The sequence below is a fragment of the Pseudomonas soli genome, assembly GCF_900110655.1.
GTDB lineage: Bacteria > Pseudomonadota > Gammaproteobacteria > Pseudomonadales > Pseudomonadaceae > Aquipseudomonas > Aquipseudomonas soli.
The window spans coordinates 107,074-126,115 of the sequence record NZ_FOEQ01000008.1; the positions used below are offsets into that span (position 1 = coordinate 107,074).

At 63.3% G+C, this 19,042-nt stretch carries 16 protein-coding genes; 11 read left to right on the forward strand and 5 right to left on the reverse strand.

Translation table 11 applies throughout. The annotated features are described in order from the left end of the window. Positions 1–99: 99 nt before the first annotated feature. Positions 100–1,647, reverse strand: a complete 1,548-nt coding sequence (locus tag BMY03_RS18040) for a glycoside hydrolase family 17 protein (RefSeq protein ID WP_094011837.1) — start codon at positions 1,645–1,647, stop codon at positions 100–102. Positions 1,648–1,869: 222 nt separating this feature from the next. Here BMY03_RS18040 and BMY03_RS18045 point away from each other — a divergent pair, with 222 nt between their 5' ends. The 9 genes from BMY03_RS18045 (at position 1,870) to BMY03_RS18085 (ending at position 14,148) form a co-directional block, all read left to right on the forward strand. Beyond that, complete coding sequence (locus BMY03_RS18045) at positions 1,870–2,730, forward strand: glycine betaine ABC transporter substrate-binding protein (RefSeq protein ID WP_094011838.1); 861 nt, start codon at positions 1,870–1,872, stop codon at positions 2,728–2,730. Positions 2,731–2,922: 192 nt separating this feature from the next. Next, entirely contained in the window at positions 2,923–3,234 is a 312-nt protein-coding gene (locus BMY03_RS18050; RefSeq protein ID WP_023629970.1) for a DUF485 domain-containing protein, read from the forward strand. Then, positions 3,231–4,895: a cation acetate symporter gene (locus tag BMY03_RS18055; RefSeq protein WP_038706600.1), complete on the forward strand. Its 1,665-nt coding sequence runs from the start codon at positions 3,231–3,233 to the stop codon at positions 4,893–4,895. Before BMY03_RS18050 ends, BMY03_RS18055 begins: the two co-directional genes overlap by 4 nt. A gap of 199 nt (positions 4,896–5,094) precedes the next feature. After that, complete coding sequence (locus BMY03_RS18060) at positions 5,095–5,574, forward strand: CS1 type fimbrial major subunit (RefSeq protein WP_023629971.1); 480 nt, start codon at positions 5,095–5,097, stop codon at positions 5,572–5,574. Between the two features lie 86 nt (positions 5,575–5,660). After that, positions 5,661–8,171: a CS1-pili formation C-terminal domain-containing protein gene (locus BMY03_RS18065; protein WP_094011839.1), complete on the forward strand. Its 2,511-nt coding sequence runs from the start codon at positions 5,661–5,663 to the stop codon at positions 8,169–8,171. A gap of 168 nt (positions 8,172–8,339) precedes the next feature. Then, positions 8,340–9,074 carry a fimbrial biogenesis chaperone gene (locus BMY03_RS18070; RefSeq protein WP_094011840.1) on the forward strand — a complete coding sequence of 245 codons (735 nt, stop codon included), beginning with the start codon at positions 8,340–8,342 and terminating at the stop codon, positions 9,072–9,074. A 212-nt stretch (positions 9,075–9,286) separates the two neighbouring features. After that, a complete protein-coding gene (locus BMY03_RS26395; RefSeq protein ID WP_232888248.1) occupies positions 9,287–10,279 on the forward strand; it encodes a hypothetical protein in 993 nt (330 codons plus the stop codon). Between the two features lie 30 nt (positions 10,280–10,309). Next, the gene (locus BMY03_RS18080; protein ID WP_023630062.1) at positions 10,310–10,936 is read left to right on the forward strand and encodes a response regulator transcription factor; all 627 of its coding nucleotides are present in this window, start codon (positions 10,310–10,312) and stop codon (positions 10,934–10,936) included. 83 nt (positions 10,937–11,019) lie between these two features. Beyond that, positions 11,020–14,148, forward strand: coding sequence for a transporter substrate-binding domain-containing protein (locus BMY03_RS18085; RefSeq protein WP_143067560.1), 3,129 nt, complete (start codon positions 11,020–11,022; stop codon positions 14,146–14,148). A 19-nt stretch (positions 14,149–14,167) separates the two neighbouring features. On the opposite strand, the gene BMY03_RS18090 is transcribed toward BMY03_RS18085, so the two are convergent. Further along, positions 14,168–14,320: a DUF3309 family protein gene (locus tag BMY03_RS18090; RefSeq protein ID WP_023630061.1), complete on the reverse strand. Its 153-nt coding sequence runs from the start codon at positions 14,318–14,320 to the stop codon at positions 14,168–14,170. A gap of 211 nt (positions 14,321–14,531) precedes the next feature. Between BMY03_RS18090 and BMY03_RS18095 the strand changes: the two genes are divergently transcribed. Both BMY03_RS18095 and BMY03_RS18100 read left to right on the forward strand, forming a co-directional pair. Further along, a complete protein-coding gene (locus BMY03_RS18095; RefSeq protein ID WP_094011842.1) occupies positions 14,532–15,344 on the forward strand; it encodes an SDR family oxidoreductase in 813 nt (270 codons plus the stop codon). A 128-nt stretch (positions 15,345–15,472) separates the two neighbouring features. After that, positions 15,473–15,658 (forward strand): carbon storage regulator, encoded by a 186-nt coding sequence (locus BMY03_RS18100; RefSeq protein WP_023630059.1) that lies wholly within the window; start codon positions 15,473–15,475, stop codon positions 15,656–15,658. 7 nt (positions 15,659–15,665) lie between these two features. Here the strand turns inward: BMY03_RS18100 and BMY03_RS18105 are convergent, their stop codons facing one another. The 3 genes from BMY03_RS18105 to ngg form a co-directional block, all read right to left on the reverse strand. Then, positions 15,666–15,893 (reverse strand): YheU family protein, encoded by a 228-nt coding sequence (locus BMY03_RS18105; RefSeq protein ID WP_023630058.1) that lies wholly within the window; start codon positions 15,891–15,893, stop codon positions 15,666–15,668. A gap of 128 nt (positions 15,894–16,021) precedes the next feature. Next, positions 16,022–17,206 carry an osmoprotectant NAGGN system M42 family peptidase gene (locus BMY03_RS18110; RefSeq protein WP_023630057.1) on the reverse strand — a complete coding sequence of 395 codons (1,185 nt, stop codon included), beginning with the start codon at positions 17,204–17,206 and terminating at the stop codon, positions 16,022–16,024. Positions 17,207–17,296: 90 nt separating this feature from the next. After that, positions 17,297–19,042, reverse strand: a complete 1,746-nt coding sequence (ngg, locus tag BMY03_RS18115; protein WP_094011843.1) for an N-acetylglutaminylglutamine synthetase — start codon at positions 19,040–19,042, stop codon at positions 17,297–17,299.

The following is a 19,042-nucleotide window of genomic DNA, read 5'->3' on the forward strand; positions in this document are numbered from 1 at the left end:
GCGGCCCTCGCCGGTAAGCCGGCTCCCACAAGGTCTGACACGCTTATCTTTGGGAGCCGGCTTGCCGGCGAATCGAGGACGAAGTCCTCGCGCTGGGTTTCACGCCGGGCGCAACCTCAGGCTGCGCCACAACGCCCCGACCATCAATACGCTGACCACCGCCCACCCCCACGCCTGCGGGTTCTGCAGCCCTTCGCGGAACAACTGTGGCGCCACCCCGGCACCCACGATGAAGGCGAGCAGGGCCACCTCGGCTCGCCGCGCCGGGACTGGTCGCAACAGATAGACCAGCGACGGCAGCAGCAACGCAGCGCTGGGAAAGCTGCGATAGCGGGGGTCGAATACCATCGCCAGCATGCTCACCGCCCCCGCGAACCCTGCCGCCAGCAACCATAAGCCTGCGTGCGCCTCGAGCCAGGCGAACAGCCGCTGGCGCCAGCCATCACGCCGGGCCAGCGCCAGTGCGCCGTGGGCCAGCACCAGCAGGTTCAGCCCGGCCAGGGCGAATGCCCATAACCACTCGCCGGCAAAGCGGGCATTGGTGCGAACCAGCTCCCCCCACAACCCCAGGCAGCCGGCGCCCAGGGCCACGAGCAACGGTAGCAGCAAGGTGGCGCGCTGGTCGGCTGGACGCCCGGCCAGGGCAAGGACCGCCAGCATCAGGGCCACGCTGGCCAGCAACCAGTGTGGCCACAGTGCCAGGTTGCTCACCGGCCCTTCGAGCACGCCCTTGTCCTGGCGGTCGGCGTCGTACAGCCCCCAGTAGCCGCCCACGGCGCCTTCGCTGGCGCGCTTCCACGGCTGGTCGAAGGCTTCGATCAGGTTGTAGCGCCAGCCGTTGGCTTCGGCCAGGGCGACGAAGCCGCGGATGAAGCGGGCCTCGTTGACCCGGCTCGGCTCGGCGGTTTCGCGCTGGCGGCCCTCGCTGGGCCAGCCGGTTTCACCGATCAGGATGTCCTTGGGCGCAAAGCGGTTGCCGAATACCTGGCGCACCTCGGCGACATGGGCCAGCGCCGCATCGATGCCGCGGGGCTCGTCCTCCCAGTAGGGCAGCAGGTGGATGGTCAGGAAATCCACCGCCGGTGCGATCTGGGGATGCTGCAGCCAGAACTCCCAGACATCGGCATAGGTCACTGGCACGCTGACCTGGCTTTTGACCTTGGCGATCAGGCCGGCCAGGCGCTCGCCGGTGATTTCCTTGCGTAGCAGCGCCTCGTTGCCGACGATCACCGCGCTGACCACGTCGGGGTTGGCGTTGGCCGCGGCGATCAGCAACTCTACTTCCTTGTCGGTGTCCAGCGGGTTGGCGTTGACCCAGGCGCCGAGCATCACTTTCAGCCCGTGCTTGCGCGCCAGCGCCGGGATCGCCTCGAGGCCGGTCATCGAGTAGGTACGGATGCACTGGAAACGCTCGCTGAGCAACGCCAGGTCGGCATCCATGCGCGCCGGGCGCAGGCGCAACGGCTGGTCGAAGGGCGACTGGTCCTTGTCGAAGGGGGTGTAAGAGGCGCACTGCAGCTTGTGCGTCGGGCTAGCGGCATCGGGCAGGTGCACGGGCCTGCCGAGCCCATACCAGAGGGCGGCGAGAAAGAGGAAGGCGAGCAGGCTGGCGAACAGGTAGAGCGTGCGCAACATCGGGCGGTCCATCGTCGTATTCGGGAGCTGGGGCTACTGCGCGGCCCCTGGGACCCGTGATAGTAGCCCGGCGCCAAGCATTTGGCATGCAAGGATCGCGCAGGCTGCCCTGACTGGGTGACGCTAATGGCACAGTGCTGTCGCTGATCGCTCGCTGAACGTCGCTGCCAGAGCAGGTCGCAGGCGCAGGCAGGTCGATGATGCAATCTCCAAGACCTGACGAGGGATGCTTTGATGGCGACTATTACAAGAATGCGACGTTTCCTGGGCGTGAGTACCGCCCTGGTTTTGGCCATGAGTACTGCGCAGGCAATGGCCAAGGAAGTCAGCATCGGTTACGTGGATGGCTGGTCCGACAGCGTCGCCACCACCAACGTGGCCGCCGAAGTGATCAGGCAGAAACTCGGCTATGACGTGAAGCTGCAGGCCGTTGCCACCGGCATCATGTGGCAGGGCGTGGCCACCGGCAAGCTCGATGCCATGCTCTCGGCCTGGCTGCCGGTGACCCACGGCGAGTACTGGACCAAGAACAAAGACAACGTGGTCGATTATGGCCCCAACTTCAAGGACGCCAAGATCGGCCTGATCGTCCCCGAGTACGTCAAGGCCAACAGTATCGAAGATCTCAAGACCGATCAGAGCTTCAAGCAGAAGATCGTCGGGATCGATGCCGGCTCCGGGGTCATGCTCAAGACCGATCAGGCCATCAAGGACTACGGCTTGACCGGGTACAAGCTGACCGCCAGCTCCGGCGCGGCGATGACTGCGGAGCTGGGCCGCTCCTACGCTAAACAACAATCCATCGCCGTGACCGGCTGGGTACCGCATTGGATGTTCGCCAAATGGAAGCTGAAGTTCCTCGAGGATCCAAAAGGCGTGTATGGCGCCGCTGAGACGGTCAACAGCATCGGCAGCAAGGAATTGGCGAGCAAGGCTCCGGAAGTTGCCGAGTTCCTCAAGAAGTTCCAGTGGCAGTCCAAGGATGAGATCGGTGAGGTGATGCTGGCGATCCAGGAAGGCGCCAAGCCCGAGGCGGCAGCCAAGGACTGGGTGGCCAAGCATCCGGAGCGGGTCAAGGAGTGGACCGGCAAGTAAGCGCTGGAAGAATCGCGGGCAAGCCCGCTCCCACAAGCATCGTGGGGGCGGGCTTGCCCGCGATGCGTTTGCGGTTGTTGCAAATTTTGCAAAACACCGTTGCATCTAAGACTAAGGTCGTCTGGTTGGCGTCCATCGGCAGAATAAAGTGGAGTCGGGTTCTCCCTAATCTGTGCTGCTAGGACAAAAACAATGAACGACAGCATTTACCAATCGATACAGAACAGTCCGCGCTTCAAGGAACTGGTCACCAAGCGCGAGCGTTTCGCCTGGATTCTCTCGGCGATCATGCTCGGTCTCTATTGCGCCTTCATCCTCCTCATCGCTTATGGCCCGCATGTGCTGGGTGCCAAGCTCAGCGCCGGCTCGTCGATCACCTGGGGCATCCCCCTCGGTGTCGGGCTGATCCTCTCGGCATTCGTGCTCACCGCGCTCTATGTCCGCCGCGCCAACGGCGAATTCGACGAGTTGAACAAGGCGATCCTCGAGGAGGCCAAGCAATGATCCGACACGCCAAAACCCTGGCCGTCCTGGCCTGCGGTGCCTTCGCACCCGCCGTGTGGGCCGCCGATGCCTTGACCGGTGAGGTGCAGAAACAACCGCTGAACGTCGCTGCCATCGCCATGTTCGTGGCCTTCGTCGCTTTCACCCTGGGTATTACCTACTGGGCCTCCAAGCGCAACAAGTCCGCGGCGGACTATTATGCCGCCGGCGGCAAGATCACCGGTTTCCAGAACGGCTTGGCAATCGCCGGTGACTACATGTCGGCAGCCTCGTTCCTGGGTATTTCCGCCCTGGTGTTCACCTCGGGCTACGATGGCCTGATCTACTCCATTGGCTTCCTGGTCGGCTGGCCGATCATCCTCTTCCTGATTGCCGAACGCCTGCGCAACCTGGGCAAGTACACCTTCGCCGATGTTGCCTCGTATCGTCTCGGTCAAAAGGAAATCCGCACCCTGTCGGCTTCCGGTTCGCTGGTGGTGGTGGCGTTCTACCTGATCGCGCAGATGGTCGGTGCCGGCAAGCTGATCGAGTTGCTGTTTGGCCTGGACTACCATGTCGCAGTGATCCTGGTCGGTATCCTGATGTGCCTGTATGTGCTGTTCGGCGGCATGCTGGCCACCACCTGGGTGCAGATCATCAAGGCGGTGCTGTTGCTGTCCGGCGCCAGCTTCATGGCATTGATGGTGATGAAGCACGTCGGCTTCGACTTCAACACCCTGTTCTCCGAAGCGATCAAGGTACACGCCAAGGGCGAGGCGATCATGAGCCCGGGTGGTCTGGTCAAGGACCCGATCTCGGCCTTCTCGCTGGGCCTGGCGCTGATGTTCGGCACCGCCGGCCTGCCGCACATCCTGATGCGCTTCTTCACCGTCAGTGACGCCAAGGAAGCCCGCAAGAGCGTGCTCTACGCCACTGGTTTCATCGGTTACTTCTACATCCTGACCTTCATCATCGGCTTCGGCGCGATCCTGCTGGTCAGCACCAACCCCGACTTCAAGGATGCCGCCGGCGCCCTGATCGGCGGCAACAACATGGCAGCGGTACACCTGGCCGACGCGGTAGGTGGCAGCGTGTTCCTCGGCTTCATCTCGGCAGTGGCCTTCGCCACCATCCTCGCGGTGGTCGCGGGCCTGACCCTGGCTGGTGCCTCGGCGGTGTCCCATGACCTGTACGCCAGCGTCTGGCGCAAGGGCAAGGCCAACGACAAGGACGAGATCCGCGTGTCGAAGATAACCACCGTCGCCCTGGGCGTGCTGGCGATCGGCCTGGGCATCCTCTTCGAGAAGCAGAACATCGCCTTCATGGTCGGCCTGGCCTTCTCCATCGCCGCCAGCTGCAACTTCCCGGTGCTGTTGCTTTCGATGTACTGGAAGAAACTGACCACCCGCGGCGCCATGATCGGCGGCTGGATGGGCCTGGTCAGCGCGGTGGGCCTGATGATCCTCGGCCCGACCATCTGGGTGCAGATCCTCGGTCATGAGAAAGCCATCTATCCCTACGAGTACCCGGCGCTGTTCTCCATGATCATCGCCTTCGCCGGTATCTGGTTCTTCTCGGTCACCGACAAGTCCAAGGCAGCCGAGAACGAACGTGCACTGTTCTTCCCGCAGTTCGTCCGTTCGCAGACCGGCCTGGGGGCCAGTGGCGCAGTCTCGCACTGATACCTCGCGCGGAACACACAATGCCCCGGCCAATGCCGGGGCATTGTGCTTCCAGGCTTGTGACATGACTTGCCGCTAGGAAATTTCTTAGGCTCGCTCGGAACGGTCTTAGTCATCGTCGTGACGTATTCACCAATACTTCTCCTCACCCGCTGGCCATGCGCCGGCAGGCATTGACCACTTCAAGGAGATCAGATTCGTGAAACGTACGTTACTCGCCCTTCCCCTGGCCATGTTCTTCGCGGGCTCCGCTTTTGCGGTGGACCCGATCGAGAAGCAGGTCCAGGTGACTGCCCAGGTGCCGACCGACGCTTTCTTCGTCGAACCGGTGGGCGGCAACTGGATGAACGACCCGCAGGAAATGGCCTGGAACTCGTATCAGGCCAAGCTCGATCCGATCCGCAAGGAATTGCAGGTCAAGAGCACTGTGGGCCCGATCACCGCCTATCTGGTTTCGCCGGCGGTCATCGCCAGTGGCACCGAAAACATCGGCCTCGACGTCAAGGTCGGCGACACCGTGTTGCAGACCACCCCTGCCGAAGTCGTCAGCGCCACCCAGGCGGCACCGGGCGCGATCATTGGCTTCGAGGTGGCGGCCCAGCCTGCGCCAGCTAGTGGTTATGTGCCGGGCAACTACCAGGGCCTGGTGAGCATGATCTTCGAAACCGCCGCACCCTGAGTCCTCTCTCTTCGTTCATCCGTTGTTCCCCCTGACCCTCGGCTCCCGCCGAGGGGCGGGTGGGTATTGCCTGCAAGCGACGCCTCATGACCAATCATTCCACCCTGGCGGCCATGGGCCGCTGGTTGCTGTTGCCGGCCTGGCTGGCCGTCCATTCGCCCGCCAGCCAGGCCGCCGGCAATGCACTTGGTGCCCTCGATGGCCTGCCGCGCGAGTTCGAAGCACATTTTTTTGATGTGCCGCTGGCAGTCCGGGTCGACCTCGATGGGCGCTACCTCGGTGATGCCATGGTGGTGCTCAGTCGCGATCAGCGCGTGCAACTGCTGGAGTTCACCGATACCCTCGACAGCCGTGAACCGGAAAGCCTGCGCCGCCGCTGGCGCGAGCGCCTGATTGACGGCCGTCCGTTGGGGGACTGTCGCGCCGATTGCCCCGACGGCCTGCGCGCGGTGCACTACAGCCTGGTGAACTCGCAGCTGTCGCTATTGACCGACCAGGCCGAGATCTCCGATGTCAGTGAACGTTTTCATCGTCAGCCGGAGCAGGGCAGCTATGGGCTGCTGCTGCGCAACCAGCTCAACCTGGTCAATGACGGCCATGCCACCAGTGGTCGTTATGCCTTGCAGGGCCAGGGCAGCGTGGGCAACTGGACCACCTTGGCCGACGGCCAGCTCGACCGGGGCAGCGACAGCCGCCAGGGCACGCGCCATCGGGTCGACCAGTTGTATGCCGAGCGCCTGGTGGAAAACCAGTTCTATCGGCTGGGATACTTCACTCCCAGCGCCCAGGGTTTGACCCGCCAGCCGCGGTTGATGGGCTCCAGGGCTGACACCACCCTTGGCCTGATGCTTGGCAGCAGCGACAGCCTGACTATCGACACTGGCGCACCCAGTGCCACGCCGATCTACGTGACCCCCAATCGTCCAGCCGTCGCCGAGGTCTATCGCAATGGCGTGCTGATCAACAGTCAACCGGTGCAGCCTGGTTTGCAGGCCCTCGACACCAAAGTGCTGCCCGGAGGCATCTACGAAGTCGAGGTGCGCCTGGTCGAAGACGGCCAGGAAACCTCGCGCAGTCAGGAATTCATCTACAAACCCAGCAACTGGCGCAGCACCGACGCGCCCTGGCGCTACAACCTGTACCTGGGGCGCCAGAGCACGTTGTTGAGCAACTGGGAGCGGGGCAACGACGACAGCCTCGCCGCTGGCGTGCTGGCCAACTACATGCTGCATCCGCGGGCGATCCTGGGCTTGTCGGCGCAGCGCGTCGATGACGCCCTGCAGTATGGCACCTCGCTGGACTGGGACATGCGGGAGCGGTTCAAGCTTTACGCCAACCTGTTCCAGACGCAAGGCCAGGGCAACGGCTACGACTTCCAGCTGATCCATGCCTATGACAGTGGCTCGTTTGTTGCCAGCCACAGTCGAACCTGGCTGGCGCGCCCTGAATGGCGTCGCCTCGATGATGGAGCGTCGCGGCCATTCCAGGCACGCCAGACGCAGTCGTCCCTGTCGCTGAGCCATCGCCTCGATCCGCGCAATACCGTCAGCATGCGGCTGTCGCAGGCTGAAGGCGCCAATGCCGGCACCGGTCTCGACCTGGGGTGGTCGTACTATGGCCGGCTGCTGGGCTCCGATGCCAACTGGCGGTTGTCGCTGTTCGATCGTCCAGGAACGGCAGCCACCGGCGAGTCTCGCAGCCGCGGCGTCAACTTGAGCCTGAGCATGAGTCTGGGTGGCGGCAGTGGTCGGCGTGTGTCCGCCAGTGTCGGCAGCCGCACCTCGCGCGACGGTGGTCGCGACCTCAACGCCTCGCTGGCCTACCAGCAAGATGTCGATATCGGCCCACTGCGCAGCGTCGGCGCTACGCTCACTGCGGACCGCTACGGCGCAGGGCTTGGCGGCGACACCCAGTTCGAGAACCAGGTCGTGCACGGCGACGCCTATGTCCAGCGTTCGTCCTACAGCGGCGACTTCAACGGTGGCCTCAATCTGCAGAGCATGTTGGCCGTGGGAGCTGGCAAGGCGGCCATGAGTGGTCAGTACCTGCCGCACCAGGCCGGGCTGATCGTAGATGTCGAGACCGATATCGACGGGTTGAAGCTGCGCGCCGACGACCGCCATGGCGGTTCCGCCAACCTGCGGCCTGGGCGCAACGTGATCCCGGTTGCAGCCTACAAGGCCGGGCATGTGCAGTTCGACTTCGAGGGCAGCGCGGGCACCGCAGCCGTCATCCAACCCGCGAGCCTGGACTATCACCTCAACCGTGGCGGCATCGAATACCGTCAACTGCGGGTGTTGCGTACCGTTACCGTGTTGGGGCGCCTGTTTGACGAGCATGGCAAGCCGATGCGCGGCGCCCAGGTGATCAATCACGCCAGCCGCAGTGTTACCGAAACCGATGGCTTCTTTGCGGTCGAGATGAGCGAGTCGACCCCTAGCCTGGAGGTTCGCCAACAAGGGCGAGCGGTGTGTCTGCTCAGCCTGGACATCAACACCCTCGAGCGCGAGGACGATGTGCTGCTGGCTGGCGATCAACGTTGTGTGCCTGGGGTGGCGCAGGTCGAAGCAGCGGTTGCACGCAATGGGCAGGGTTAAGCCGTTCAGTAAGACGCATCTCAGGTGATAGCCCTGCACAGAGCAAAGGCCTACTGCCGTTTGGGACGTTTCAGGTTGCCATGCGGGAAGGATCCCGCTGGTTCGGCCATGGCCACGGAGCCACTCCCCATCAATACTTTCCCGTCAATGACGCACGGAGTTCGCATCATGAATATTTTCCGCCTGCTGGCCTCGACACTGCTGACGCTGCCCCTGGTCGCCAGTGCCGCCCCCGAGCTCAATGTCGGCGCGCTTTACGACTACATTGACGGTGACAAGAGCACCTTGCTCAAGCGGGTACGCAACAGCGGCGACACCACTGCGTTCGTCAAGGTCAGCGTCGCCGAACTGGTGTATGACGCAACTGGCGTTGCCCGTGAAATTGTCACTGATGGGCTGCCACTGGAGCAGCGCGGCTTGGTCGCCAGCCCGGCGCGGCTGATCGTACCCGCCCAAGGCATGCAAGCGGTACGCCTGCTTTACCGTGGCTCACGGGAGCAGGAGCGCTATTTCCGTCTGCGCTTCGTGCCGGTGCTACCGGAGCAGGGCGATGGTTTCATGGTGGATGAGCAGGAGGCTGAAAAGTACCGTGACAGCCTCAAGGCTGGGGTCAATCTGCTGGCCGGATATGGCTCGCTGTTGTTCGTCCGGCCTGCCGAGACACGTTATCAGACCCACGTAGGGCGCGCAGGCGGACAACTGACGGTCGTGAACCAGGGTAATGCCACGGTCGTGCTCGATCATTTTCGCCTGTGCCAAGCCGCAGGGCAGAAATGTGGGCCCGCCACCAAACACCACATCCTGCCGGGTCGCACCCGACAGTTCGATGGGCAGGTCGGCAAGGTGCATCAGCTCGAGTTAATCGAGGGCGGTAATGCCAAGGCAATGGTGGTGGAGGGATGATCGTGCGTTTTTCTTCCACCAGACAGCGAGGGTGGGCGCGCTGGGGCTGGGCGATTGTACTGTGCGGGGTCATGCCAGTGGCCAGCGCATTGGAAGTGACTATCAGCGCACAGTATCGGGGTGGCGGATCAGGTCGCTTCGAAAACACAACCCCACCGGGTGGGGTGTGCAGGTACTGGCCTGCCACGTGCGGAGGGGTCACGACGGTCGACTTGCCGATTACCTTCACGAAAAAAGCGGTACAGGAGGCGGCGGATCCGCGCGACGAGTTCTTCCTGCAGCTTCCCGGGCGGCGTGAGGTGGATGTCTACCACGATGAAACCGGTGAGCCGCGACGAATGAGCTTCGAGTGGACGTTGTTCAGCGTGGTTGCCAAGAGCGCAAGACTCGATCGCAATCCAACCTATAGCCGGATACTCGGAGGATGTGTTTCCGGTGGTGGAGCGTCCGGCGGTTGGGGGGATGGCAGGGCTCGGGTGCTTTGGCGTCTCAGTGATTCGCTGACGCCTGGAGCTTGCTGGTCGCGTAGCACCTATGCCCCCGCAGGCACTGTGATGCAGGCTGACGTGGAAGAACTCAGTGTGGGTTTCAACCTGAACATACCGCCACCGTACCGGCTCAAGGCCGGCAAGTACCGGGGCTTCACCACCTTTCGCATCGGACCGGGCGGTGATTTCGACTTTGGTAACGATGTCAGCAACCTGAGTGGTGACAGCCTCACCGTCAATTTCGAACTCGATGTGCAGCACGCCTTCATGTTCGAGTTTCCACCCGGCTCTGATCGCGCTGTGCTGGAGCCCAGGAACGGCTGGCAGGCCTGGTTGGCAGGTGGCAAGGCGCCGCAGCGCATCTATCGCGACCTGCCGTTCAGGGTGTGGTCCACCGGCCCGTTCAAGGTCTACAAGCTTTGCCAGCACGACATGGGCGCGCATTGCGCGATCAGCAGTGACGAAGGGGAACAGGTGGCCGTGGAGGTCGCCATGAGTCTGCCTGCGGGTATCCAGCACCGGGGCCAGGCGGTGGAACGCCTGCAGTTGCCTACTGGCCGCTTCGCGGCGCTTCAGTTCGAGGCCGCCATGCCAACGCTGAACCGACCAGGCCAGTTGCATTTCGAGGTGGGACGCAATGATGTACAAGCGATGCTCAAGCACCCTGGCAGTAATTATGCCGGCCAGGTCACCGTTGTCTTCGACGCCGAGCTTTAAGCGGCTGACGTAGCGCGCGAGGTAAACGCTATGCACAGAGCCCTTGTGGTCGACGACCACCCTTTCATCCGCAGCACTGTCTGTATGCTGCTGCGCCAGCAACGCCTGGAGATCATCGGCCAGGCCGACAATGGCATCGACGCGGTGCGCCTGGCCCGTGAGCAGACACCGGACCTGGTGATTCTCGATATCGCCATGCCGGGCCTGGACGGGCTGGAAGTAATCGCCCGGATCAAGGCCCTGGGGACGCTCACCCGTATAGTGGTGCTGACCTCGCAACTGGCCGAGTCCTACTCGTTGCGCTGCATGCAAGCTGGGGCCGTTGGGTATGTGTCCAAAACCGATGATCTCGATGAACTCGGCAAAGCGGTACGCGCAGTTCTGTCAGGCTACAGCTACTTTCCCGAAGTGGCGCTCAGCTCGGTCAACCGCCGCGACCTGCAGGCAACCGAGGCACAGTGCATCGCCAGTTTGACCGATCGCGAGTTGATGGTCCTCCAGCACCTGGCGCGAGGCTATAGCAACAAGGCCATCGGCGAGGCGATGTTGCTGAGCAACAAGACCATCAGCACCTACAAGATTCGCCTGCTGGAAAAGCTGCGACTCAGCTCGTTGATCGACCTGGCGGATTTCGCCCGTCGCAACGCGCTCATCTGAGCGCGGTCCCCGTGTTCCTGCGTGCCTTGCTGATAGGGATACTGGGGGGGCTGAGCTACCTGCCAACTTGCGGGGCCGTGCAATTGCATGCACGTCCCGCCCCACAGACGCCGCCGCCGGCCCTGGATAACGAGGAACTGCGTTGGCTGTGGGAGCACCGCGAGTTGCGCCTGGGCGTGATCGCCCGTGACAATCCACCGTTCGACATGCTTACCACAGGGCAGGCCTACGAGGGCATCACCGCCGACTACGTCGGACTGCTGGCGAGCCAACTGCGCCTCGAAGTGCAGTTGCAGGTGTTTGCATCGTTCGCCGAGGCGGCAGCTGCCCTGCGCCAAGGCAGTATCGACCTGCTCGGGTCCGTCAGCCCACAGCAGGCGCTTGAGGCAGGTTTGCATCTGTCTGCGCCCTATGCTCAGGATCGCCCCTTGCTGGTCGCCCCGCAGCAGCATGCGCGGGAACGAGTCAGCAGGGGCGCCAGCTTCAGGTTGGCGCTGGTCGACGGATACCGCCCGCGTGAACAGGTTCAGGCGTTGTACCCCTTGGCCGAAATCCAGCTTCATCCCTCGCCGTTCAGTGCCTTGGCGGCCCTCGCCTTGGGTGACGCCGACCTTTATCTGGGCAGCACGCTGGGAAGCCGTTATCTCCTGGGCCGCAACCAATGGAACGGTGCCGAGGAAATTGGCCATGCGGCCCTGGCCCGCCAGGCTGTCGGTTTTGCCATGGCCCGGGACAACAAGGCGTTGATCGGCCTGGTGGATCGGGTACTGGACGGCCTTGGTGATCAGCATGCGGATATTCACGAGCGTTGGCACGCCCGACCTGCTGCCGTGCACAGGTCGCCAGGCATCCCGCTGAGCGATGCCGAGCGGCACTGGCTAGCCGAAAACCCACGCATCAAGGTCCTGGTGAATGAACAGGCGATGCCGCTGAGCTATCGCGATGGTAAAGGGCAACTGCAAGGGCTGAGCCTCGATCTGTTGCAATTGCTTGGTCGGCGAACGGGCTTGGAGTTTCAGGTCGAGGCAGGTGGTACTACGGCACAGATGGTCGAGCAGGTGCGTATGGGAAAGGCACAACTGATTGCCGGCCTGCCCTACAGCCCGGCGCGTGGAGAGCGCCTGGGATTCAGTCGAGGCTATCTGAGCTCTGCGTATGTACTGGTGATGCAGGGGCACGCCGACCGGCCAGCTGAGCTGGCCCAGCTGAACGGGCGGCGGCTGGCACTGGAGGAGGGCAGCTTGGCGCAGGTGTTGCTGGCCCAGGCGTATCCGAGGGTCGTGCAGTCACCGGTCAGTGGCGCATTGGAGGCGGTACACGCGGTGGCCGCCGGGAGGGTCGCGGCAGCCGTTTTGCCCCTCGACCAGGCCCGCTTGCTGGTCGCGCGCTGGTACCCGGGGCGGCTGCGGATCAGCAGTCTGGCCTTGCCAGCGGCGCATTTCGCGTTCGCCAGCAGCCCGGGGACGGTTCATCTCCAGAGCATCCTTGACAAGGCAATGCTCGACCTTGCCCCACGCGAAATCGATGCTTTGGTCCGGCGCTGGCGCAGTCCGCTGATCGTTGCCGCCAGTGCCTGGCAGCGGTACCGGCCTCACCTGCTGCTGGGATTTCTCGGCGCTTTTGTCGCATTGGTGGTGGCGCTGCTGTGGATCCGCTACCTACGCCGTCTGCAGGTGCAACTGCGGCGGGCCAAGCAAGGGGCCGAGGCAGCAAGCCACGCCAAGACGCATTTTCTGGCAGCCATGAGCCATGAAATCCGTACGCCGTTGCATGCCCTTCTGGGCATGCTGGAACTTGCCCAGCGCAAGGCGAGCCAGGGCGTGCTCGATCACTTGGCCATCGAGGTGGCCGCTGACGCTGCCCGGGGACTCCAGGAGCTGATCGGCGATATCCTCGATGTAACCCGTATCGAGGCGGGCGAGTTGCAGTTGACGCCGGCAGTGGCATGCCTGCGCCAACAGGTGTCGCAGGTTATCCAGTGGTTCGACCACCAGGCCCGTGACAAGGGATTGCGGCTCGATCTGACTGTTGAGGGAGAAGTTGACCGCCCGGTGCTGCTTGACCCGGTGCGCTTTCGGCAGGTGTTGGCGAACCTGTTGAGTAATGCGATCAAGTTCACCCCGCAGGGGCGGGTACAGGTGAGTGTCTGTGCTCAGTCCCGCAGCGATCGCCTGGTGGTACGCCTGATCGTCGAGGACACCGGTATCGGCATTGCCAAGGCCGAATTGGCCGAGCTGGGCCAGCCCTTTCGCCAGGCCAGCAACCAGTCCCAGTCCCCGCGCTGCAGTACCGGGCTTGGCTTGGGCATCTGCCGCAGCTTGTGCCAGATGATGGGCGGTGACTTGCAGTTGAACAGCGAGCTGGGCAGGGGCACCCAGGCGCAAATTCACCTGGAGCTGCCAATACCCCCACTGGATCCGTCAGCGACCGTGGTTGAGCGATGCGGTGATGCCCCTTCGGATGCTGTACCGCTGCGCGTGCTGGTGGTGGACGACTATCCGGCGAATCGATTGCTGTTGGCTCAGCAACTCGACTACCTAGGGCATCAGGCGCGGGTTGCCGAAGATGGAGCGCAGGCTCTACGGCTGTGGTTGAACGAGCACTTCGATGTCGTCATCAGCGATTGCCGCATGCCGCGCCTCGACGGTTATGGTTTGGCCAAGGCGATTCGTCTGCATGAGCGGCGCAAGGGCCGGACAGCGTGTCGGTTGGTCGGGCTTACCGCCAGCGCGTTGGCGGACGAGCGACGGCGATGCCGTGCGGCAGGCATGGATGATTGCCTATTCAAACCCCTAGGCTTGCAGGCGCTGATTGGCGCCCTGGGCGGTAGTGTTGCTCAGCAGGGCAAGCGTCTGGGGGCTCAGTGCGCGGACAAGGCGGTGTTCGATTTCGAGCATCTGCGACAGTTGGCGGACAATGATCAGGGCGCGCTGGAGGCGGTGCTCGCCGACCTGCGTCGCAGCAACCGTGATGATCTCACCCGCCTGGCAGATTCAGCCGAGGACCCAATGGCTCTGGCGGTCTTGGCGCACCGGGTCAAGGGCGGCGCACGCATCTTGCGCGCGGTTGACCTTATCAACGCCTGCGAGCGGCTCGAAGGCAGTTGTGCCCGCGAACCCTTGGATCTTGAACGACTGCGCCGAGATGCTCAGGCCTTGCATGCGGTGATGCAAGACCTGGAGCGCTATCTGGCCAGTTTCACTCAGGGATGAGTCTCATGCCAGACCGGGTTCATATCCTGCCAAGCAACAAGAGGATCAACAGGACCACCAGTACCACCCCGATAATGCCGGACGGGCCGTAACCCCAAGCGCGGGAGTGAGGGAAGACCGGTAAGCCGCCGATCAGCAGCAGGATCAGGATGATGATGAGTATCGTGGTCATGGCGAAGTCCTTGCGTTATGGAAGGGCTGGGGCATAGCGGTAGCCGCTTAATGTTTCCGACCGGTGCCTTTGGATAAAAATTCAATCTACCTGCCTGGCGATTTAATGGCCTGTCGCCCGATGGCGCCGTATTCAGCAGTTTGATGCCGTACCGGCAGCCGTGGTGTTGTGGCTAGACTCCAGCCATTCCCACTGTTCAAGGCGCTGCACCATGCACAACCGAATGATGATCACTGGCGCCGGCTCCGGCCTCGGCCGCGAGATTGCCCTGCGCTGGGCCCGGGAGGGCTGGCATTTGGCCCTGGCAGACGTCAATGAGGCGGGGCTGCGCGAGACCCTGGCCTTGGTGCGCCAGGCGGGTGGCGACGGCTTCACCCAACGCTGCGACGTGCGCGATTACAGCCAGCTTACCGCCCTGGCCCAGGCTTGCGAGGAGAAGTTCGGTGGGGTCGATGTGATCGTCAACAATGCCGGAGTGGCCTCTGGTGGCTTTTTCGCCGAGCTGTCCCTGGAGGACTGGGACTGGCAGATCGCGGTCAACCTGATGGGCGTGGTCAAGGGCTGCAAGGCGTTCCTGCCACAGCTCGAGCGCAGCCGCGGGCGAATCATCAACATTGCCTCGATGGCGGCGCTGATGCAGGGGCCGGGCATGAGCAACTACAACGTGGCCAAGGCCGGCGTATTGGCGCTCTCTGAGAGCCTGCTGGTGGAGCTGCGTCAGGTGGAGGTAGCGGTGCATGTGGTGTGCCCGTCATTCTTCCAGACCAACTTGCTCGATTCGTTCCGTGGGCCAGATCCGGCGATGAAGGCGCAAGTGGGCAGGCTATTGGAAGGCTCGCCGATCAATGCGGCCGATATCGCCGAGTACATCCATGCTCGGGTGGCTGCTGGAGAGTTCCTGATCCTTCCCCATGAAGCCGGGCGACAGGCCTGGAAACTCAAGTGTCAGGCGCCTCAGCGGCTATACGATGACATGGCGGACATGGCGGTCAAGATGCGGGCAAAGTCGCGTAAAGCTAACTAATCAGAGAGTTTCTGTAGGTTTTCTTTACCTTCACAAGTAGGAAATGTCTATTTCTGCGACGAAGGATTGAGTAGGCGAAAGCTGGCGAGGCAGTCTCCGATTTTCCCTTGAGCGAGAGGCAACGGAGCATGCTGGTTATCGGACGCGAAGTGGGCGAAGTCATCGTCATTGACGGCGGCATCAGGATTCAGGTGATGTCGGTGGAGAACGGCCAGGTGCGCTTCGGCATCTGCGCTCCTCGAGATGTTGAGGTGCATCGGATAGAAGTCTACAAACGTATCAAGGCCCTGGAGCTGCAGAAGCAGCGGGCCTGACGGGCCGTTACTCCAGCAGTTCCCGCGGCACTTCATGCCGGGCCAGCAACTGGCATTGCTGGCTTTCCAGGTCGAACAGGATGAACGCCTGCCCTTTGGCCAGTGCCTGGCGTACCCGAAGCACCCGTGTTTCCAGCGGTGTGTCGTCGCCATTGTCGGTGCCGTCGCGGGTGACGAAATCCTCGATCAGGCGGGTCAGGGTTTCGCTTTCGAGTTGGTCGTGGGGAATCAGCATGGGATTGCGCAGTGGTGAAGGGAATGAGCACATGCTACGTGAAATCATCTGTCATGCGCAGTCGATTGGCGTAGGAGGTCTGTGTAGGAGCGGCGCAGCGTCGCTCCTACAGATTGTGCACATCGCTATCAGCCCTTGTTGCCCACCAAGCTGTCCACCGCCGGCACCCTGGTGTCGCTTTCCATCTGCGCATCGTGCTCCAGCTGGTGGCTGAAGCGCTCCAATGAAGCGTTGGCTGGCTGTGAATCGCTGGCGAACACCGGCGGGCTCAGCAGGTAGGCACCGAGCAGCCGGCTGAGGGCCGCCAGACTGTCGATATGGGTGCGCTCATAGCCGTGAGTGGCGTCGCAGCCGAACGCCACCAGGGCGGTGCGGATATCGTGCCCGGCGGTCACTGCTGAGTGGGCGTCGCTGAAGTAATAGCGAAACAGGTCGCGGCGCACGGGCAGGTCGCGGTCACCGGCCAGTTTCAGCAGGTGGCGCGACAGGTGGTAGTCGTAAGGTCCGGACGAGTCTTGCATGGCCACGCTCACCGCGTGCTCGCTGGACGCCTGTCCCGGTGCCACCGGCGCGATGTCGATACCGACAAACTCGCTGACGTCCCACGGCAGGGCAGCCGCGGCCCCCGAGCCGGTTTCCTCGGTGATGGTGAACAACGGGTGGCAGTCGATCAGCGGTTGCTGGCCGCATTCCACCACGGCCTTGAGCGCTGCCAGCAACGCCGCCACGCCGGCTTTGTCGTCCAGGTGACGTGCACTGATATGGCCGCTTTCGGTGAACTCAGGCAAGGGGTCGAAGGCGACGGAGTCACCGATGGCGATGCCCAGTGCTTCACAATCGGCGCGGGTGGTGCAGTAGGCGTCCAGGCGCACCTCCACATGCTCCCAACTGATCGGCATCTGGTCGATGGCAGTGTTGAAGGCGTGACCGCTGGCCATCAACGGCAGTACGCTGCCGCGGTACACGCCCGTGTCGGTGAACACGCTGACCCGGCTGCCCTCGGCAAAGCGGCTCGACCAGCAGCCCACCGGTGCCAGGGCCAGGCGGCCATTGTCCTGTAACTGGCGAACGCTGGCGCCGATGGTGTCCAGATGCGCCGAAACGGCACGGTCGGGCGAGCTCTGGCGGCCCTTCAGCGTGGCGCGAATGGTACCGCGACGTGTCAGCTCGTAGGGGATGTTCAGTTCATCCAGGCGCTCTGCGACGTAGCGCACGATGGTGTCGGTGAAACCGGTGGGGCTGGGGATGGCGAGCATTTCCAGCAGAACGCGTTTGAGGTAGTCGAGGTCAGGTTCGGGGTGTTTCTCAGGCATCAGGATTACTCCTTTGTTTCGAGGGCCTCATCGCGGGGCAAGCCCGCTCCCACGCGATTGCGTGGGAGCGGGCTTGCCCCGCGATGGATTTCAGGCCAAAGCCCGGCTATGCGGGAACAACAAGTCGACGAAGCGCTCGGCCGTCGGTTGCGGTTCATGATTGGCCAGCCCGGCGCGCTCGTTGGCTTCGATGATCACATAGTCCGGGTGCTCGGCATCGCGGACCATGAAGTCCAGGCCGACCACTGGGATCTCCAGGGCGCGGGCGGCGCGCACGGCGGCATCGGCCAGCACCGGGTGCAGGCGCTCGGTGACATCCTCCAGGGTGCCACCGGTATGCAAGTTGGCGGTGCGACGCACGGCCAGGCGTTGCCCGGCGGGCAGGATGTCGTCGTAACCCAGGCCCTCTCCTTTGAGCGTACGTTCGGTCTCGTCATCCAGCGCAATACGGCTCTCCCCGCCCGTGGCGGCCTGGCGCCTGCGGCTCTGCGCTTCGATCAGGGCACGGATGCTGTGCTTGCCGTCGCCGATAACGTGAGCCGGATGGCGAATCGCCGCGGCCACCACTTCGAAGCCAATCACCACGACGCGCAGGTCGTAGCCGGCATGGAAGCTTTCCAGCAGTACACGGTTGTCAAAGCGCCTGGCCTGTTCCACGGCGTTGCTGACTTCCTCGATCGTCGTGAGGTTGACTGCCACCCCTTGGCCCTGCTCGCCATCAACCGGCTTGACCACAACAGCGCCATGCTCTTCGAGAAACGACAGGTTTTCGTCGGCGTTGCCCGCCAATTGCTGCGCCGGCACCTGCAGGCCGGCATTGCGCAGGGCGCGCTGGGTCAGGCGCTTGTCCTGGCACAGCGTCATGGTCACCGCGCTAGTCAGGTCGCTCAATGATTCGCGACAGCGGATCCGCCGCCCACCCAGGCTGAGAGTGAACAGGCCGCTGGCGGCATCATCGACCTGCACCTCGATGCCACGTCGCAGCGCTTCGTCGACGATGATCCGCGCATAGGGGTTGAGCGTCGCCTCGGGGCCGGGGCCGAGGAACAGTTGCTGATTGATGCCGTTCTTGCGCTTGATGGCGAAGGTCGGAAGGTTGCGGAAACCGAGCTTCTTGTATAGACGCTTGGCCTGGCGGTTGTCGTGCAGCACCGAAAGGTCGAGGCAGGCCAGGCCGCGGCTCATGAAGTGCTCGATGAGGTGGCGCACCAGCACTTCGCCGACGCCGGGACGCGTGCACTGAGGATCCACGGCCAGGCACCACAGGCTGCAGCCGTGTTCAGGATCATCGAAAGCCTTGCTGTGGTCCAGGCCCATGACACTGCCAATCACTGCTTGGCTGTCCTCGTCCTCGGCCAGCCAATACACCGGTCCGCCGAGTTCTCGTGGGGTCAGCAGCTCGGGGTCGACCGGCAGCATGCCGCGGGCCTGGTACAACGTGTTGATCGCCTGCCAGTCCGCTGGCCCCTGCGCCCTGCGGATGCGAAAACCACGGAACACTCGCTGTGCAGGACGATAGTCGGTGAACCAAAGGCGCAAGGTATCGGAAGGGTCGAGGAACAACTGCTGCGGCGCCTGGGCCAGTACCTGTTGAGGCGCCGCGACATACAGGGCGATGTCGCGCTCGCCCGCCTGCTCCTGCAGCAGGTCTTCAGCCAGGCTGAGCGGATCGGGGTAGGTATGCCCGATCAAGAGCCGTCCCCAGCCACAGTGCAGCGCCCGTGGCCTGTCGTGAGGCTCGCTGCCATCACCGGCCAGGCGTGCCTGCAGACGCTCGTAGGATGGCGCCTGGCCGCGCAGCAAGCGCTGGCCGTAGGCGATCTCATGGGCTTTCAT

What these genes read in the sequence shown, in the direction of transcription:
- BMY03_RS18040 (WP_094011837.1), bottom strand. Translation starts at nt 1,647, where the DNA reads ATGGACCGCCCGATGTTGCGCACGCTCTACCTGTTCGCCAGCCTGCTC.
- BMY03_RS18045 (WP_094011838.1), top strand. Translation starts at nt 1,870, where the DNA reads ATGGCGACTATTACAAGAATGCGACGTTTCCTGGGCGTGAGTACCGCC.
- BMY03_RS18050 (WP_023629970.1), top strand. Translation starts at nt 2,923, where the DNA reads ATGAACGACAGCATTTACCAATCGATACAGAACAGTCCGCGCTTCAAG.
- BMY03_RS18055 (WP_038706600.1), top strand. Translation starts at nt 3,231, where the DNA reads ATGATCCGACACGCCAAAACCCTGGCCGTCCTGGCCTGCGGTGCCTTC.
- BMY03_RS18065 (WP_094011839.1), top strand. Translation starts at nt 5,661, where the DNA reads ATGACCAATCATTCCACCCTGGCGGCCATGGGCCGCTGGTTGCTGTTG.
- BMY03_RS18070 (WP_094011840.1), top strand. Translation starts at nt 8,340, where the DNA reads ATGAATATTTTCCGCCTGCTGGCCTCGACACTGCTGACGCTGCCCCTG.
- BMY03_RS18080 (WP_023630062.1), top strand. Translation starts at nt 10,310, where the DNA reads ATGCACAGAGCCCTTGTGGTCGACGACCACCCTTTCATCCGCAGCACT.
- BMY03_RS18090 (WP_023630061.1), bottom strand. Translation starts at nt 14,320, where the DNA reads ATGACCACGATACTCATCATCATCCTGATCCTGCTGCTGATCGGCGGC.
- BMY03_RS18095 (WP_094011842.1), top strand. Translation starts at nt 14,532, where the DNA reads ATGCACAACCGAATGATGATCACTGGCGCCGGCTCCGGCCTCGGCCGC.
- BMY03_RS18100 (WP_023630059.1), top strand. Translation starts at nt 15,473, where the DNA reads ATGCTGGTTATCGGACGCGAAGTGGGCGAAGTCATCGTCATTGACGGC.
- BMY03_RS18105 (WP_023630058.1), bottom strand. Translation starts at nt 15,893, where the DNA reads ATGCTGATTCCCCACGACCAACTCGAAAGCGAAACCCTGACCCGCCTG.
- BMY03_RS18110 (WP_023630057.1), bottom strand. Translation starts at nt 17,206, where the DNA reads ATGCCTGAGAAACACCCCGAACCTGACCTCGACTACCTCAAACGCGTT.
- ngg (WP_094011843.1), bottom strand. Translation starts at nt 19,042, where the DNA reads ATGAAAGCCCATGAGATCGCCTACGGCCAGCGCTTGCTGCGCGGCCAG.